A 16,302-nucleotide genomic window follows, 5' to 3' on the forward strand; every position below is an offset into this window, starting at 1 on the left:
AAAAAACACTAAATTTCTTCAAGGATACCACTGAATTCTCTCACTTTCATATACGAAAGGAAGTGAGGGAAGAAAGCTAAATCATCACTTGGCTTTTTTCCCTGACTTCTATGACATGACAACAGGTTATAAAAAAATATTAAATATTCAGGAGGTTAATCAATGATAAACGTTGCCTTGCTAAGTAAATGGCATGTCCATGCTGATGATTATGCACGTCAAGCAACTAAAAATGAACATGTAGAAATCAAAGTGGTTTGGGATGAAAATCTAGAACGTGGTGAAAAATGGGCTGAAAAACTAGGAGTTCCTTTTGAAAGTGAGTTACTCAATGTTTTAAAAGATCCAGAAATTGATGCCGTCATTATTGATACACCTACAAATCTACATAAAGAAATCATTACACTAGCTGCAAAACATAAAAAGCATATTTTCACAGAAAAAGTGTTAGCGTTCACACTAGAAGACAGTGAAGAAATCATTTCAGCTGTAAAAGAAAATAACGTAAAGCTAATGGTCTCATTACCGCGATTAACGGAAAGTTATTATTTATATGCTCAAGAGATACTAGATAAAGGGTTCCTGGGAAAGCTTACATCAATTCGATGCAGATTAGCTCATAATGGAGCTGTCCCGTATGAGGATCATCCAAATGGATGGTTACCAAAGCATTTCTTTAACAAAGAGGAGTGTGGCGGTGGTGCGCTAATTGATCTTGGTGCACACCCTATTTATTTATCAAATCGTCTAGCAGGACCAGCAAAAGCAGTAACAGCAAAACTACAAAGAACATTAGGACATGAAGTAGATGATAATGCTGTTGTTCTTGTTGAATATGAATCAGGTGTTTTAGGAACTCTTGAAACAGGTTTTCTATCAAGTGGTTCACCATTTCAACTGGAATTATACGGAACAGAGGGAGCCCTATTAATAGAAGATCAAAGTATTCGCTTGAAGAGCAAAAAACTTGGTGATGGGTGGAATGTTCCTGAGCAACTACCAGAGGCACTTCTTATGCCGCTTGATCAATGGGTCTATGAGATTATAAATGATCGTCAACCGACTATTAGGGAAAGTGATTTTATGAATTTAACTGTTATAAATCAAGCAGCAAAACTCTCAAATGAACAGGGCAGTAGAGTTGAAATAGCTAAACTAATTTCTTCAAAATCCAACGTGTAATAAAAGGAGGAGCAAAGATGAGTAAAACGTTAAGGGTTGGAATTATTGGTGCAGGTGGTATAGCAAAAGGAGCGCATATTCCAAACTATTTAAAATGCAAAGATAAAGTCGAAATCGTTGCTGTTAGTGATGTTGTTAAGGAAAAGGCTGAGAAATTGGCGAAAGAGTTTAGTATTCCACACGTATTTACTAGCTATGAGGAAATGCTTGAAAGTGTACAGATCGATGCAATTAGTGTTTGTACTCCTAATAAATTTCATTACCCAGCAACAATGGCAGCTTTAAAGGCTGGTTGCCACGTACTATGTGAAAAGCCACCAGCAATGACTCCTCAAGAAGCAGAGGACATGGATGATACTGCTAAAAAGGCAGGGAAAATATTAACATATGGTTTCCATTATCGTCATGCACCAGAAGTTGAAGCTTTAAAACGATTTGTAGATGGTGGAGAACTAGGATATATTTATGCTGCACGTGTGACGGCAATGCGTCGTCGTGGAATTCCAGGATGGGGAGTCTTTACGAATAAAGAACTTCAGGGTGGAGGACCTTTAATTGATATTGGGGTGCATATGTTAGATACGGCTTTATATTTAATGGGCTATCCAGAACCTGATACTGTATTCGGCGTAACCTATCAAAAATTAGGAAATCGCAAAGGTGTAGGATTAATGGGTTCATGGGATTATGAAAATTTCTCCATTGAAGATATGGCTCGCGGAATGATTACATTTAAAAATGGAGCTTCCATTCTTCTTGAAACAGCTTTTGCAGCAAATGTTGAAAAACATGATGAGATGAATGTTACATTAATAGGAGAGCAAGGGGGAGCTGATGTATTCCCTCTTAAAATCTATCAGGAAAAGCATGAAACATTAATAGATATAACACCTTCCCACTTACCTAAGAAGGGATATCATGAATTAGAAGTTGAAAGATTTGTAGATGCATGTTTAGAAGAAAGAACTCCTTTAAGCACTGGGTTACAAGGAGTATATTTACAACGAATTATAAACGGCTTATACGAGTCAGCTGAAAAAGGTGAAGCTATAAAACTAACTGAAACAGTTAAGGCCTAATGACACAATACTGATTCAACTAGAGCGGTCATTTTTAAACATGGCCGCTCTGATTTTAAATAGAATAGGGAGGTTTTATGATGAGTCAAATCGGCTTACAATTATTTTCGTTATGGAAAGATGCTGAGAAAGATTTTTTAGGAACAGTCCAAAAGGTTACTAGTCTTGGATATGATTCAATCCAATTTGCTGGTTTTTATGATACTCCTGTTATAGAAATAAAGAAGGTAATGGATGCAAATGGATTAAAAACAGCTGGAGCTCACGTTGGGATCAATCAGCTTTTAGGTGAGGAATTATCTAAAACATTTGAAGATCATCATATGCTTGAAAACAATTTACTAATCTGCCCGGCCCTTCCAAAGGAAATGAGGCTGTCAGAGGAAGATTATAAAAAGTCAGCAGAAACCTTAAATGAAATTGGGCTAAGGTGTAAAAATGCTGGCTTTATTTTTGGCTATCATAACCATGATTTTGAATTTGAGAGTGTTGGAGATCAAACAGGGTTTGATTATCTTTTTGAAAACTCTAATCCAGACCTCGTAAAGATTGAACTTGATTGTTATTGGGCAACCTTCGCTAATCAAGATCCATTACAAATTATCAACAAATATAAAGATCGAATTATTTCCTTACATTTAAAAGATTTAAAGATAGTTGATGGGCATAAAAAAGGAACAGAAATTGGCAATGGTCAATTAGATTTTGAATCACTTATTAAAACTGGGAATAGCTTTAATATCGAGTGGTTTACCGTTGAACAGGAAGAATTTGAACGTAATCCATATGAAAGCCTTTCACTAAACGCAAACAATCTAAAAAGATTGATGAATAGGGTGGGAGTAAATTGACGTTGATTCCAAGACAAGAATATCCAAGACCAGATTTTATTCGAAAGGAATGGCTCAATCTAAACGGTCAATGGGATTTTGCCTTTGACGATGAAAATAAAGGTCTTAAGGAAGAATGGTATAAAAACCATCTTTATCATGAAGGAATTAATGTACCATATGCCTTTCAAACAAAGTTGAGTGGAATTGGAAAAAGAGAATTCCATGATGTTGTTTGGTATGAACGAACATTTTCAGTTCCGGAAAAATGGGAAGGAAATAACATTCATCTTAACTTTGGTGCAGTAGATTATGGTGCAACTGTATGGGTAAATGGATTGTTTGTCACGTTTCATGAAGGTGGTCACACACCTTTTTATGCTGACATTACAGAAGCGCTAAAGAAGGGTGAAAATAAAGTAACAGTTAGAGTAGAGGATGTTTCTACTGACCTTGAACAACCACGTGGTAAACAATATTGGGAAGAAGAATCAAAAGGGATCTTTTATACGAGAACAACAGGTATTTGGCAGACAGTTTGGATAGAACCAATTAGTTCATCCAATATTGAAAGAGTAAAGCTAACTCCGGATATTGATGATGGCAAAGTAACTGTTGAATACCTTATTCAAAATAGAACAAAAAACCAAGAAGTAGAAATGGAAATTTCGTTTGATAAGAAGATCGTTTCAAAAGTTATCGCACCTGTTTATTTAGTACAACGTAAAAATAAACTCTCTATTACTCTTGAGGATTTCGAGAAAGGTGAGGGAAAGCTTTGGAGTCCGGAAGAACCTAATCTTTATACAATTAAGTTTTTCTTAAAGGAAGAAAATCAGATTTTAGATGAGGTTGAAAGTTATTTTGGAATGAGAAAGGTAGCAATAAATAACGGGAAAATTGAGCTGAATAATAAGCCGTATTATATGAAGCTTGTTCTGGATCAGGGCTATTACCCAGAGAGTTTATTAACTGCCCCGACAGATTTGGATATAAAAAAAGATATCGAATTAACAAAGGAGATGGGCTTTAATGGCGTAAGAAAGCATCAAAAGGTCGAAGAGCCACGTTATTTTTATTGGGCTGATAAATTAGGGATTCTTGTTTGGGGGGAAATGGCTAACTGTCATACCTTTACAGATCAAGCAGTAAAAAGGATAACATCAGAATGGCAAGAGGCAGTAGAACGAGATTATAATCATCCTTCTATTGTTGCTTGGGTTCCTCTAAATGAAAGCTGGGGAGTGCCTAGATTAAAGAAAGATCCCCGTCAAGCAAATCATTTAGTTAGTATGTATTACTTAACAAAGACATTAGATCATTCACGCCTTGTCATATCAAATGATGGATGGGAGCATACCATATCAGATATCTTAACGATTCATGACTACGAAGGTGAAAAGCCACGATTAAAACAGCGCTATTCGAATGTTGAAAATGTATTAAAATTTACACCGGCTGACCGGTTTTTATATGTTCCAGGATTTAGCTATCGTGTTGAACCAATCATGGTTTCGGAGTTTGGTGGAATCGCCTTTCAAATAGATGAATCACAGGGGTGGGGATACACATCTGCTTCAGATGAACAGGATTTCATTGAAAGATATTATAACGTGGTTTCAGGTTTGCTTGAATCTCCACTTGTTCAAGGCTTTTGCTATACCCAACTAACTGACGTCGAGCAGGAAATAAACGGTCTCTTGACCTATAATCGGATTCCAAAAGTAGATCTTAATTTGATTCGCGAAATTAATGAAGGAAAGAAAATAACATTTTCAAAGTAAAGCCAATAATAGAGGAAGACTTAAAAGTAAAATGAACTTTTGAACCTAAATAGATTAACACGACTTAAGGGTGAGAAAATGAATGTTATTTTTATAATGATCGATACTCTTCGGAGAGATCATTTAAGCTGTTATGGAACTGAAAAAGCATCTCAATTTTTAAAAAAGCAAATCAAAACGCCACATTTTGATGAATTTGCAAGCCGTGGAATGATTTTTGACAAGGCATACCTGGGAAGTTTTCCCTGTATGCCTGTTAGGAGGGATTTTTGGACTGGACGATATGAATTCCCATGGCGAGGCTGGGGACCTTTGGAGGATGATGATCTTGATATGTTCAACCTTCTCCGTTCACATCATTACATTAATATGCTTATTAGTGATCATTATCATATATTGGAACGCGATGCGGGTAACTATCATTTCGGCTTCAATGGATGGGATATGATCAGAGGACAAGAGCATGATCCCTATTTAACTGAACCTTTAAATAATGGCATAAAAGAATCACTAGATCATACTAGAAGTGGAGCATGGTATTTACATCAAAAAAATCTTCGTGGCAACCAAAGGTATGAAGAAGAGCTATATGCACCACAAGTATTTCGACGAGCAGCATCATGGTTAGAAACAAATGCAACAGAAAAGCTTAGAAGAGATCGTCCCTTTTGCTTAATGGTTGAATGCTTTGATCCACATGAGCCTTGGGACCCCCCATTACACCGAGTTGAAGCGTTATATCCAAATGGCTTGAAGGAAAAGATGCCTCATAGCCCGGTATACGGTTCGGCTAATCGTTTTAATGAAGAAGAGCTTTTGCAAATGAGAACGTTATATACAGCAGAATTAACATTAGTTGACCATTGGTTTGGCTATTTTATGGATAAGTTTTCACAATTAAACCTATGGGATGATACTGTCATTGTCGTTACAACAGATCATGGCTTTTTCCTGGGGGAACATGGGCTTATTGGGAAACCTGATTTAGTTCCACTTTATTCAGAAATGAGCCATATTCCACTCATGATTTATCATCCAGAGGGAAAACCCAATTCAAGATCATCCCAACTAGTACAGTTAATCGATATTTTTCCAACGATCATTGACTCATTAAACATTGACCTTCCGCGAAATGTTAACTTTCAGAAAGCAATTGCTGGTTCAGGGCATAAAAAGGCTTGGGAAGGAATATCAGAACGTTCATTACAGTTACATGGAAAAAGCTTATTGCCGATCCTAAAAGGTAAAAGCATATCAATAAGACAAGCGGTCTTTTCTGGAAAGTTCGGTGATATGATCAGAGTGTCTGACGGAAAATGGTCATTATATTTACCACCAATAGAGGACAATGAACTTTATTGGTATGGCGTTCGTGAACCTGGTCGAACATTTATTGGCCGTCGTGGTCAGTTTGAACAGGAAAATCAGCGTTATACAATGGAATATCGCATTCCTTCCTATAAAAAGGAGCTTTACCATGTGGAGCTAGATCCTACTGAAGGAAATAATCTATTAGATCATCATCATGCAGAAATTGAAAGGTTGGAACAGTTATTCATACAGTGGCTTGATGAAATAGACGCACCGAATGAATTGAAAAAGCGTTATGGGGTATTAAGATGATCCCTGTAGTATGTTGGGAGCCCACTAAAAAAACATATCCAGTAGAACGAGATAGAGTTCTATTACAAAGTCTATTACAAAAAGGAGCTCCAGTTGAATTTGAATGTCAATTTGGTCATTGTCGAAAGTGTATCGTTCACCTAAAAGAAGGTTTTGTCAGACATGAAGACGCACAAGGTATAACAGAAGAAGAAAAGAAACAAGGATTTGTTTTACTTTGTTCAGCAAAGCCTTGCAGTGAAACCCTATCTCTTGCCCCGTTAAAAAATGACTGAAAAATATATAATAAAACGAGATCGTTTTTATTATTTCTTTGGCTCAAGAGGTATTTACTGTGAAGGAGAAAATAGTGGTGATAATGTGGCTGTTGGTCGGTCTAAGAACATTTAGGGTCCTTATGTTGATGGAGATGGAAAAGATATACAATTAACCTGGACCATCCTTTAAAATTAGGAGGTTAAAAGCTTGTGAAAAAATAGGATTATATGACAAACCGTTGTCATATAATCCTTTTTCTTATCTAAATGATATATTCAATGCTAGAAAACAAAATCAGACTTCTTTTCTATAACTTAAATTTGCTATTGCATCATGCAAGTGAATGGATTCTTCATTCCGACACTCTACTGAAAAAGCTTTAACAAAATCCAGTTCATATAAGTCAGCAGCTACTAATCTAACCATATCCTCCACAAATCGAGGGTTCTCATACGCTGTTTCTGTTACAACTTTTTCATCTGTTCGTTTTAGGACAGGATGAATCATGGCGCTGGCATTCGTTTCAGCGGCTTCCAATAATGCCGCCTTCCAGTCAATTTCCTCATGGTAGTCATTCGTAAACTCAATATTCATTGTGACAAATCCGCGTTGATTATGAGCGGAATATTCACTAATTTCCTTAGAACAAGGGCAGAGAGTGGTAACAGCACATTTTAATGAGGCAGTGCTCGTAAACCCAATACCTTGCTCATACGAAACAGAAATTGTAGCCTCAGCATGATTGAGTCCTACCAACTCTGAACTAGGGCCTTTTCTTTCATAAAACCATGGGAAAGATACTTCAATACTAGCATCTTGTTGTTTAAGGCGTTCCGCAAGCTCTTTTGTAAAGTCATAGAGATTTGTTAAAGTAAGTTGAAAACCTCCATTTTGGCGATACTGTTCTAACTGTTCTGTAAAACGACTCATATTCGTTCCTTTTGAATCATGAGAAATTTTACTTGTCATTTTAAAATTTGCAATCGTTGTTTGTTGTTTTGGAAGTAAACTAGAATGTATGATAATAGGGTGCTTTACATTACTAATTCCAACTGCATCTATAGTAAAAAGAAAATCTTTTTTCGTATTTTGTAGATCAGGCATTTTGTCTTTTTCAGTTGGCTTCAACTTTACTCCTGGTTCGACGGAGCCAAAAAGTCTATGACGTTCTTTTTTTGGTGGTAAGTTAATCTTTCTTGTCATCTTGATCCCCTCTCACTTACTCGATATTGAGAGTATACTGTATGTCGATAGAAAACATCAACGATTAAATCTCACCGATTTGTCTTAAAGTGTCGTAAGTAATCAAAAATTGTAAGAAAAGGACCAAAGGATTTCGAATTATCGGTCATAATTCTTTATAGAAACTAGTATGATATAGTACAAAGAATAATAGGTTAGGAGTTCAAATATGAATCGAACTGTATTGCCATTTTTGAGAGAGTCTCTTGCACTAGCTTTAATAGGATTGTTTTTTTATTTGTTTTTATTCGTTGATTTCCATGAGATTGAGTGGAATATTCCCTCTCAACTTTTGACTGTTAATACAATGTTTTTGAGTATTTTACTAGAAGCCATACCATTTATTCTATTAGGAGTTTTTGTTTCGGCGCTGATTCAAACATTTGTGTCAGAGGATTTTATTAAACGGGTATTGCCTAAAAATGCAATTCTTGCTTTATTACCTGCTGCCTTACTTGGAGCAATCTTTCCTATTTGTGAATGTGCGATTGTTCCCATTGTAAGACGATTAATGAAAAAAGGTATGCCTTTGCATGTAGGAGTAGTCTTTTTAGTGGGTGCTCCAATCTTAAATCCTGTGGTGTTTGCATCAACTTTCTATGCTTTTTCTTCACAGCTGCATATTGCCTATGCAAGAATGGGACTGGCATTTGTGTTATCCATAATCATTGGGTTTATCATGTACCTCATTTTTAAGAATCGAAATCAGCTAAAATGGACAAAGGAAGAATTAACGACCACTGTTCAGTTAAAAAGTGAGGAGAAGGTAGGGAAGTTAAAATCTACTTTGTTTCACGCCAGTGATGAATTTTTTGAAATGGGTAAATTTTTGATTATTGGGGCTTTTATTGCTAGTCTTTTCCAAACGTTTCTTGATCGAACATTATTAACAGAGCTTGGCAGCAGCGAATTTCTTTCTCCTGCTATCATGATGGGATTTGGATATATTTTATCATTATGTTCTGAGGCAGATGCATTTGTAGCAGCAACTTTCGGAGGAACCTTTACAACTGGTTCGTTGCTTGCCTTTTTAGTTTACGGACCAATGATTGATCTGAAAAATACAATTATGCTCTTTGCCTTTTTTAAAGCAAAGTTTGTCGCGGCATTCATCGGTGTTGTTACAGTCGTTGTTTATGTCTCGATCATCATTTATCAAGCAATTTTTCTATAAGAAGGGAGGTGAGCCCAAGGTGGATAATCAACAAAGTCAATACCGTTTTCAAGTATATATTCGCGGCATCATCTTAATTGGTTTTACATTATTAATGATAAAATTGCTCATTACAGGAAACATGGTCAATTTTATCGCACCTAAAATGATGCCCTTTATGTATTTTGCGATCGTTGTCTTTTTAATTTTAGGAGTTATTCAAATATGGAGAAGCGGTTCAAAGAAGCAAGCAGAGCTTTATTGTGATTGTGGAATAGATCATACGGCCCCATCTACTCCAGTTCGTTCAATTTTCGTTTATCTATTGTTTATCATTCCGATCGTAACTGGTTTTCTTTTTCCGGAGGTTATATTAGATAGTTCAGTTGCTGCTAAACGAGGTTTTAAATCCTTTGCAACGGCAGATACACAGCCTGTCGAAGAAGGTGGCACTGGAACAGAAAAAGCTGAAGCATATCTAAATGATCCCGAGGCTTATATGGAGGAGCTAGATGAGAGGATAGGTGATAAGGTTTTAGAGTCTTCCAGTAATATTCCTGAAGTACCTCTAGAGCATCCTGAAGGGTTTGAAGTTCAAGAGCGTCCTGTGGATATTTATGCTCAGTTAGAAAAAGAGATGCTGGAAATGGAAACTATTCAATTTATCGATGAGAACTATATTGCCATGACAACCATTATCGATCAAAACCCTGAGCAATTTGTTGGGAAAAAGGTGGAGATAGTAGGTTTTGTTTTTCGTGAGCATGACTTTAATGAAAATCAGTTTGTTATCGCAAGGTTTGGGTTATCCTGCTGTGTGGCCGATGCTTCTGTTTTTGGGACACTTGCATCATTCCCTGAAGCGAATCAATATGGTGATGATAAGTGGGTGAAACTAGAAGGGACACTAACAACGACAAACTATCAAGATTGGACATTGCCTTCCATTAATGTATCTAGTATTGAAGTTATCGAACAACCGGAAACACCATATGTATACGAAAAATATTAAAAACACGCAAATGCGTGTTTTTTAATTTTCCTCGTTACCTTGCTTTTTATTTTCTTCATCATCAGATTTTTTAATAGGATCAATTGTATGTTTGTATTGGTAAGCTTTACTTGTGGTTAAAACACTTAATAAAAGGACAACGATAACAATAATAATACAAATAATAAAAACAACTTTCACTGTATTTCCTCCTGTTTCCGAGCAACTGTTTCTTTAATCCTTTAAGAATGTTTAACTTAATTAAAGGATTAAAAGAAAAGAAAAGACATTATTTTCCATTTCGGGCTGTAAGTCTTGTTTTTCTAATCTTATCATGAAAAATTACCTGTGAGGCAATTATTGTTTAACCACAGGGTTTTAGAGCAAACTATTTGGGGTAAATATATACTAGATGCAAAAGGAGGAATAAATAATGTCAGACAAACTAGTCGCAACAGTAAACAAACAAATAGCCAATTGGACAGTGTTGTATGTGAAATTACATAATTATCATTGGTTTGTAAAAGGAGAAAACTTCTTTACTTTGCATGAAAAGTTTGAAGAATTCTACAATGAAGCCGCTGTTCATATTGATGAGTTAGCTGAACGATTATTAGCACTTGATGGTGAACCGGTAGCAACGATGAAAGAATGCTTAGAGATCTCTTCTGTGAATGAAGCTGAAGGAAACGAATCAGCACAACAAATGGTTCAAAGCATTTATGAAGATTTTAGTAAACTTGCAGAGGAATTAAAAGAAGGTATGGATTTAGCAGCAGAGGTTGGAGATGAAACGACAGGTGATATGCTTCTTGCCATTCACCAAGGGTTGGAAAAGCATAATTGGATGTTAAAGTCATTCTTAGGTAAGTAGGTAGGTAGGGACTGTCCCATGATGATAAATGGAACAGTCCCTTTTTTATTAATACTCTTTTTCAGCTATCTCTTTAGACATCTTTTCTGTCATAAAAGGGATGATCATTGACTGAATTTCCTGTTCAGGCAGTTCTTTTACCCAATTGAGAATTTCCTGTTTATTTGCATGGCGAATAATGGATTGAACGTATGCCAAAACATCTTCTTCGTCAGCTCGAAATTGACTGTGATCAGAATTAAAAAAGATTTGATGATCCACTTTTTATCCTCCATTCATTGTATACCAGTATTTAATTTATCCTTAACTTTTAATGAATGTTCTATTCTATCTTATCGACATAGAGAATAATGCAATACATAAGGGCAAAAGCTAATAGAAGGAATAAAAAGAAGGAGTGGGCATCATGGATCAAACAAAGAAGACTTATTATATTACGGTTGGAAGTGGGCAAATCTCTCAATTAAGCACTGTTTCTGCATGGGATTTCAAAATTGAAGCAACAGACGAAGAAATCGTTCAACTGCGTGAGTATTTTGATCAAGTCTATTCTGCAGATTTTCAAGGATTTCTTCGCTCGCATACACCATATGTACAATATCATTATGATCGAGAAAATGATGCGATTGATGAAACGCATAAAAAAGTCTATCGAATGATATATGAGCTAGGTGATGAAGAAGCAAGGGAGCATATCCGTTCCCAACAGCTTATGTCAAAAATTGATGAACAAGAATAAACTCTTACACATAGATTTGACATTGTGATAAGATTTGAATAGATAAGGAAAAATTGAGGGATCAACTATGTACCGATTTATTGATTATTATCACAATGAGGTTTTATTGTCATTTGACGATCATCCGTTTTCAAAAGAACCTAAACATGTTTGGGTTGTTTGTAGGCACAAGCAGAAATGGCTATTAACAAAGCATTCTGATCGCGGGATTGAGTTTCCTGGTGGTAAGGTGGAAGCAAATGAAACAGCACTGGAAGCGGCGATTAGAGAGGTAAAAGAGGAAACTGGTGGAATTGTACACAACATTGAATACATTGGACAATATAAAGTAAGAGGAAAAGAAAAAGTCATTGTGAAAAATATTTATTTTGCTAGAATTGAGAGACTTGAAAAACAAGACGGATATTTTGAAACATATGGGCCTGTTTTATTAGATAAACTTCCGGAAAATATCCAAACAAACAAGCAATATAGCTTTATTATGAAAGACGATGTTTTACAAAAAAGTTTAAAAGAAGTGGAAAAAAGAATAAAAATAAGAGGCGACATGTGACAAATCCCGTTAATGGGATCGTCTCATTCAGCCTCTTTTTTCTGATTTCACAAGCTTTTTTTCTACTAGTTCCACACCTTGATACATAATTGTCGCAAAGACAGCAATAATCAATAGGCTCAATAGAACAAGCGTAAAGTTAAATACTTGAAAACCATATATAATCATATATCCCAGCCCTTTTGCGGAGACGAGAAACTCTCCAACGATGACCCCTACCCATGATAAACCAACATTTACTTTTAAAGTAGACACAATCGTTGGAAAAGAGGCAGGCAAGATAGCATCCCTGAAAATCTGTATTTTATTAGCACCAAATGTTTGGAGAACCTTGATATAGTTGGTGTCCACTTCTTTAAAAGAGGTGTACACAACAATTGTTGTAATAATAACTGATATAATTGTTCCCATTGCAATAATGGATACAAAGCCCGGCCCTAGACCGACAATTAGTATTGGTCCTAAAGCAACTTTAGGCATGGCATTTAAGATCACAAGATAAGGATCAAGAATTTTTGATAATCTCGCAGACCACCATAGCAATGCGGCAAGAATAGCGCCAAGCAAGGTTCCTAAGATAAATCCTAAGACCGTCTCAAATAACGTAACTCCGATATGTGGAAGAAGTGTTCCATCCGTTATTTTCGTAATAAATAAATTCCAGACCTTAGAAGGAGAGCTAAATAGAAGAGGGTCAATCCAATCTCTTCGACTTGCAAGCTCCCAAAGACTGAAAAAACTGATGAAAATCAGAAGCTGATAAAACTTTACCCACATCTTTTCCCGTGCTACATTTCGCTTATAATTTCGATGAAGGAGTTCAATGCTTTCATTCTGTTTCATATTGATCTAACTCCTTCCATATTTGTTGGAATAATGTAGAAAACGAAGGGTGCTGTCTTGCATGAAATGGTGTAAGATCTCTTAATTCTTTAGGTACTACATATGTTTTTCTTATTCTTCCGGGTCTTGCAGAAAAAACATAAATTCGATCGCTCATTGCAATAGCTTCTCCAATATCATGTGTAACAAGAAGGGCTGTTTTATGAAAATCCTTTAATGTTTTGACAACTAAGTCTTCAAGTTTTAATTTTGTTTGATAATCAAGTGCTGAAAAGGGCTCATCAAGCAGTAAAATTTTAGGATCAGTTGCTAACGTTCGAACTAAAGCAGCACGTTGTCTCATACCGCCGGATAATTGATGGGGAAACTGCTTTTCTACTTGATCAAGTCCTATATCTTTTAGCATTTCTAAAGTTGATTTTGTTGTTTCAAATGTTTTTCTCCCTGTAATTTTTAGACCTAACGTTACATTCTCTTCAATTGTTTTCCACGGAAATAAATAATCTTGCTGAAGCATGTAACCTATAGCAGGATCCGGCTTTGTGATAAGTGAATTGGCAATTTTCACTCTACCTTGGATAGGTTTAATAAGGCCGGCGATGATAGAAAGCAATGTTGTTTTTCCACACCCACTTGGTCCAAGGAAGGAGATAAACTCCCCTTCCTCCACAGCCAGTTGAATACCTTCAAGCGCTACAGTTGCACTGTCCTTTGTTAAATATATATGACGAACATCTTCGACAAGTAAAAATGACATAAAGGTTTCTCCTTCCTAATTAGTAACTTCTTCTGCATAAGATGTGTTGACAAGTGTTTCATAATCAACACGCCCAGGAAGTTCTCCTGCTTCGTCCATAATGTCTTGTAAGTTATTCCATTCATCTGCTTCTAATATAGGATCTGTTGAAAAAGAACCTTGTTCCTTGTATCTTTCAACAACAGTTTCAATAATTTCAAGCTCTGTATCTTCAAATTGAGGGGCAATGGATGCGGCAATTTCTTCAACGCTTTTTTCATCTACCCATTGCTGTGCTTTATATATGGCAGCTGTGAATTTTTTTGCAGTTTCTGCGTTATCATCTAAGAAGCTTTGTTTGCTCATAAAGGTTGTATAAGGAACACTGCCCGATTCTGCTCCAAAGGAAGCAACAATATGACCTGTACCTTCTTTTTCAAATATACTTGCTGTTGGTTCAAATAGCTGAACATAATCACCTGTTCCAGATGCAAAGGCACTAGGAATATTAGCAAAATCAACATTTTGAATTAACTCCAGGTCTGAACTAGGATCGATTCCGTGTTGCTTTAATACAAATTCCCCGACCATCTGAGGCATTCCGCCTTTTCTTTGACCTAAAAAGGTACTTTCTTTTAGCTGCTCCCAATCAAATGAATCGATCTTTTCCCTGCTTACGAGAAACGTCCCATCTGTTTGGGTAAGTTGGGCAAAATTGATAATTGGATCATTTGAGCCTTGTGCATGAACATAGATAGAAGTTTCAGAACCAACCAATGCAATATCCGCTCCGTCAGACAAGAGAGCTGTCATTGTCTTGTCTCCGCCCCACGTAGTGGTTAATTCCACATTAAGACCCTCTTCTTCAAAAAAACCTTCTGCCATTGCAACATATAAGGGTGCATAGAAAATAGAATGAGTGACTTCAGCTAGTCGAATGGTTTCGGTTTTGTTTTGGCTGCAAGCAGTAAATGTAAAAAGAAGAAGGAATGCAATACAAACCCATGCTAATCGTCTTTTCATGATAACTTTAACCTCCTTGATGCACAGCATCACTGATTTTTGTACAATAAAAGATAATCTTCGTTACAATATGAAGATTAAATACTAACGGATATAGGATAATTTATGATTATTCTTAAAAATGTGTGAATGCCTAGAAAAATTGATTCACGTTAAATTGGGTAAAGTATTATAGTACAAGGTTTACAAAGTCAATGAGATATGAAAGAAAGAGTGAAAAAAATGAATGGTAAAGTGATAAGTAAAGTCAAATTTCCATCCCCTAGTCCACAAATAAATATATGGATTGTGACATATCTGTCGAATGGGTTAAAGATTAAAGGACTGCTTGCAGAGCCAAAGCTTGAGGGTACATATGATGGGCTGCTATACCTTCGTGGCGGGATAAAAAATGTTGGGATGGTAAGGGTTGGAAGAATTGTTCAATTTGCCTCAGAGGGATTTGTTGTTATGGCGCCGTTTTACAGGGGGAATCAAGGTGGAGAAGGAAATGAAGATTTTGCCGGGGAAGATCGTTATGATGCAATTTCAGCCATCGAAGTTTTGAAAAACCATTCCAAAGTGAATAAAGAACGTATTCATGCATTCGGCTTTTCAAGAGGAGGCGTAATGGCTTTATTAGCCGGAATCGTTGTAGAAAAGCTATGTTCAATTGTTACATGGGGAGGAGTATCTGATATGAGCTTAACCTATGTAGAAAGAGAAGATTTACGTAGAATGATGAAGAGAGTCATTGGTGGTACACCTTCAAAGTATCCTAAAAGGTATAAATGGAGAACACCTTTATATGAGTTGGAAAAGTTACATGCACCGGTCTTAATTATACATGGAGTACAAGATAAAAATGTGTCTGTTGAACATGCCTACAGACTTGAGAAACGTCTAAATGAGTTAGGAAAACAGGTAGAGAGCTGGTATTTTGAAGAGTATACACACTACTTTCCGCCAAGTATTAATCGAGAAACACTCCAAAAGCTTTGTATATGGATGAAAAAACAGCCCATTCACGTTTAATGATAAAAGCAATGATGGTATGATGGATGTATCCAATCAGTTAGAAGAGGAGGAATTCACATTGGGAATGCCAGTTGAATTTAATACAATGATTGTTACAAAAGGTAGAGAAACCCGTATAGATGAAAATACATTTGAACTACTAAAAGAAGGGTACCGTATTTATCCAATCGATATTCCGATAGAAGTAAGAAAAACAAAAAGCGGAGAAATGACAGGACAAGCCATTGTCCAAAAACTAGAATTATCGCATACGAATACGATTTTAACGTATCGTTTAATTAACTTGAATTCAACAAATTAACGTTTCTTATAAAGGGGATTTACAAAGGATCCCCTTTTGCTTCTCGTCTAGGAAATTATAAAATTCTTGAACTG

General features: G+C 36.1%; 19 protein-coding genes. 13 read left to right on the forward strand and 6 right to left on the reverse strand.

The genetic code is table 11. The features are described 5' to 3' along the window. Positions 1 to 162: 162 nt before the first annotated feature. The 6 genes from BK577_RS06950 (at position 163) to BK577_RS06975 (ending at position 6,773) form a co-directional block, all read left to right on the forward strand. A complete protein-coding gene (locus tag BK577_RS06950) occupies positions 163 to 1,182 on the forward strand; it encodes a Gfo/Idh/MocA family protein (protein ID WP_078432244.1) in 1,020 nt (339 codons plus the stop codon). Positions 1,183 to 1,199: 17 nt separating this feature from the next. After that, on the forward strand, positions 1,200 to 2,261 hold the full coding sequence (locus BK577_RS06955; protein WP_078432245.1) for a Gfo/Idh/MocA family protein: 1,062 nt from the start codon (positions 1,200 to 1,202) through the stop codon (positions 2,259 to 2,261). A gap of 80 nt (positions 2,262 to 2,341) precedes the next feature. After that, on the forward strand, positions 2,342 to 3,112 hold the full coding sequence (locus BK577_RS06960) for a sugar phosphate isomerase/epimerase family protein (protein ID WP_169908141.1): 771 nt from the start codon (positions 2,342 to 2,344) through the stop codon (positions 3,110 to 3,112). Beyond that, a complete protein-coding gene (locus BK577_RS06965) occupies positions 3,109 to 4,875 on the forward strand; it encodes a glycoside hydrolase family 2 protein (protein ID WP_078432247.1) in 1,767 nt (588 codons plus the stop codon). Before BK577_RS06960 ends, BK577_RS06965 begins: the two co-directional genes overlap by 4 nt. Before the next feature lie 78 nt (positions 4,876 to 4,953). Next, entirely contained in the window at positions 4,954 to 6,498 is a 1,545-nt protein-coding gene (locus tag BK577_RS06970) for a sulfatase family protein (protein WP_078432248.1), read from the forward strand. Then, on the forward strand, positions 6,495 to 6,773 hold the full coding sequence (locus tag BK577_RS06975; protein WP_078432249.1) for a 2Fe-2S iron-sulfur cluster-binding protein: 279 nt from the start codon (positions 6,495 to 6,497) through the stop codon (positions 6,771 to 6,773). The genes BK577_RS06970 and BK577_RS06975 overlap by 4 nt, the downstream gene beginning before the upstream one ends. A gap of 277 nt (positions 6,774 to 7,050) precedes the next feature. Here BK577_RS06975 and folE2 read toward each other — a convergent pair whose 3' ends face one another. Next, positions 7,051 to 7,959 carry a GTP cyclohydrolase FolE2 gene (gene folE2 / locus BK577_RS06980; protein ID WP_078432250.1) on the reverse strand — a complete coding sequence of 303 codons (909 nt, stop codon included), beginning with the start codon at positions 7,957 to 7,959 and terminating at the stop codon, positions 7,051 to 7,053. A gap of 208 nt (positions 7,960 to 8,167) precedes the next feature. Here folE2 and BK577_RS06985 point away from each other — a divergent pair, with 208 nt between their 5' ends. Beyond that, complete coding sequence (locus BK577_RS06985) at positions 8,168 to 9,172, forward strand: permease (RefSeq protein WP_078432251.1); 1,005 nt, start codon at positions 8,168 to 8,170, stop codon at positions 9,170 to 9,172. A 19-nt stretch (positions 9,173 to 9,191) separates the two neighbouring features. Beyond that, positions 9,192 to 10,163, forward strand: a complete 972-nt coding sequence (locus BK577_RS06990) for a TIGR03943 family putative permease subunit (RefSeq protein WP_169908143.1) — start codon at positions 9,192 to 9,194, stop codon at positions 10,161 to 10,163. A 21-nt stretch (positions 10,164 to 10,184) separates the two neighbouring features. Here BK577_RS06990 and ytzI read toward each other — a convergent pair whose 3' ends face one another. Next, positions 10,185 to 10,343 carry a YtzI protein gene (gene ytzI, locus BK577_RS06995; RefSeq protein WP_078432253.1) on the reverse strand — a complete coding sequence of 53 codons (159 nt, stop codon included), beginning with the start codon at positions 10,341 to 10,343 and terminating at the stop codon, positions 10,185 to 10,187. A 232-nt stretch (positions 10,344 to 10,575) separates the two neighbouring features. On the opposite strand from ytzI, the gene BK577_RS07000 reads away from it, so the two are divergent. Next, positions 10,576 to 11,016 (forward strand): Dps family protein, encoded by a 441-nt coding sequence (locus BK577_RS07000; protein WP_078432254.1) that lies wholly within the window; start codon positions 10,576 to 10,578, stop codon positions 11,014 to 11,016. Between the two features lie 48 nt (positions 11,017 to 11,064). Here BK577_RS07000 and BK577_RS07005 read toward each other — a convergent pair whose 3' ends face one another. Continuing rightward, entirely contained in the window at positions 11,065 to 11,277 is a 213-nt protein-coding gene (locus BK577_RS07005) for a DUF6154 family protein (protein WP_078432255.1), read from the reverse strand. Positions 11,278 to 11,419: 142 nt separating this feature from the next. On the opposite strand from BK577_RS07005, the gene BK577_RS07010 reads away from it, so the two are divergent. Together BK577_RS07010 and ytkD are read left to right on the forward strand one after the other, a co-directional pair. Next, complete coding sequence (locus BK577_RS07010; RefSeq protein WP_078433490.1) at positions 11,420 to 11,755, forward strand: hydrolase; 336 nt, start codon at positions 11,420 to 11,422, stop codon at positions 11,753 to 11,755. Positions 11,756 to 11,822: 67 nt separating this feature from the next. Next, positions 11,823 to 12,308: an RNA deprotection pyrophosphohydrolase gene (gene ytkD / locus BK577_RS07015; protein ID WP_078432256.1), complete on the forward strand. Its 486-nt coding sequence runs from the start codon at positions 11,823 to 11,825 to the stop codon at positions 12,306 to 12,308. Between the two features lie 27 nt (positions 12,309 to 12,335). Here ytkD and BK577_RS07020 read toward each other — a convergent pair whose 3' ends face one another. The 3 genes from BK577_RS07020 to BK577_RS07030 are packed head-to-tail and all read right to left on the reverse strand — an operon-like array spanning position 12,336 to position 14,910. Next, positions 12,336 to 13,151 (reverse strand): ABC transporter permease, encoded by an 816-nt coding sequence (locus BK577_RS07020; RefSeq protein WP_078432257.1) that lies wholly within the window; start codon positions 13,149 to 13,151, stop codon positions 12,336 to 12,338. Next, on the reverse strand, positions 13,138 to 13,908 hold the full coding sequence (locus BK577_RS07025; RefSeq protein ID WP_078432258.1) for an ABC transporter ATP-binding protein: 771 nt from the start codon (positions 13,906 to 13,908) through the stop codon (positions 13,138 to 13,140). Before BK577_RS07025 ends, BK577_RS07020 begins: the two co-directional genes overlap by 14 nt. A gap of 15 nt (positions 13,909 to 13,923) precedes the next feature. Continuing rightward, complete coding sequence (locus BK577_RS07030; protein WP_078432259.1) at positions 13,924 to 14,910, reverse strand: ABC transporter substrate-binding protein; 987 nt, start codon at positions 14,908 to 14,910, stop codon at positions 13,924 to 13,926. A gap of 222 nt (positions 14,911 to 15,132) precedes the next feature. On the opposite strand from BK577_RS07030, the gene BK577_RS07035 reads away from it, so the two are divergent. Continuing rightward, complete coding sequence (locus BK577_RS07035) at positions 15,133 to 15,924, forward strand: alpha/beta hydrolase family protein (protein ID WP_078432260.1); 792 nt, start codon at positions 15,133 to 15,135, stop codon at positions 15,922 to 15,924. A 61-nt stretch (positions 15,925 to 15,985) separates the two neighbouring features. Continuing rightward, positions 15,986 to 16,228: a DUF2584 domain-containing protein gene (locus BK577_RS07040; RefSeq protein WP_078432261.1), complete on the forward strand. Its 243-nt coding sequence runs from the start codon at positions 15,986 to 15,988 to the stop codon at positions 16,226 to 16,228. Positions 16,229 to 16,302: the final 74 nt, after the last annotated feature.

It is taken from the genome of Metabacillus halosaccharovorans, assembly GCF_002019635.1.
Classification (GTDB): Bacteria; Bacillota; Bacilli; order Bacillales; family Bacillaceae; genus Metabacillus; species Metabacillus halosaccharovorans.

Excerpts from the sequence above, each read along its gene's own strand:
- BK577_RS07030 (WP_078432259.1), bottom strand. The coding sequence starts at position 14,910 with ATGAAAAGACGATTAGCATGGGTTTGTATTGCATTCCTTCTTCTTTTT.
- ytkD (WP_078432256.1), top strand. The coding sequence starts at position 11,823 with ATGTACCGATTTATTGATTATTATCACAATGAGGTTTTATTGTCATTT.
- BK577_RS06950 (WP_078432244.1), top strand. The coding sequence starts at position 163 with ATGATAAACGTTGCCTTGCTAAGTAAATGGCATGTCCATGCTGATGAT.
- BK577_RS07025 (WP_078432258.1), bottom strand. The coding sequence starts at position 13,908 with ATGTCATTTTTACTTGTCGAAGATGTTCGTCATATATATTTAACAAAG.
- BK577_RS06970 (WP_078432248.1), top strand. The coding sequence starts at position 4,954 with ATGAATGTTATTTTTATAATGATCGATACTCTTCGGAGAGATCATTTA.
- BK577_RS07020 (WP_078432257.1), bottom strand. The coding sequence starts at position 13,151 with ATGAAACAGAATGAAAGCATTGAACTCCTTCATCGAAATTATAAGCGA.
- BK577_RS06960 (WP_169908141.1), top strand. The coding sequence starts at position 2,342 with ATGAGTCAAATCGGCTTACAATTATTTTCGTTATGGAAAGATGCTGAG.
- BK577_RS06985 (WP_078432251.1), top strand. The coding sequence starts at position 8,168 with ATGAATCGAACTGTATTGCCATTTTTGAGAGAGTCTCTTGCACTAGCT.
- BK577_RS07000 (WP_078432254.1), top strand. The coding sequence starts at position 10,576 with ATGTCAGACAAACTAGTCGCAACAGTAAACAAACAAATAGCCAATTGG.
- BK577_RS07035 (WP_078432260.1), top strand. The coding sequence starts at position 15,133 with ATGAATGGTAAAGTGATAAGTAAAGTCAAATTTCCATCCCCTAGTCCA.
- BK577_RS06955 (WP_078432245.1), top strand. The coding sequence starts at position 1,200 with ATGAGTAAAACGTTAAGGGTTGGAATTATTGGTGCAGGTGGTATAGCA.
- BK577_RS06975 (WP_078432249.1), top strand. The coding sequence starts at position 6,495 with ATGATCCCTGTAGTATGTTGGGAGCCCACTAAAAAAACATATCCAGTA.
- folE2 (WP_078432250.1), bottom strand. The coding sequence starts at position 7,959 with ATGACAAGAAAGATTAACTTACCACCAAAAAAAGAACGTCATAGACTT.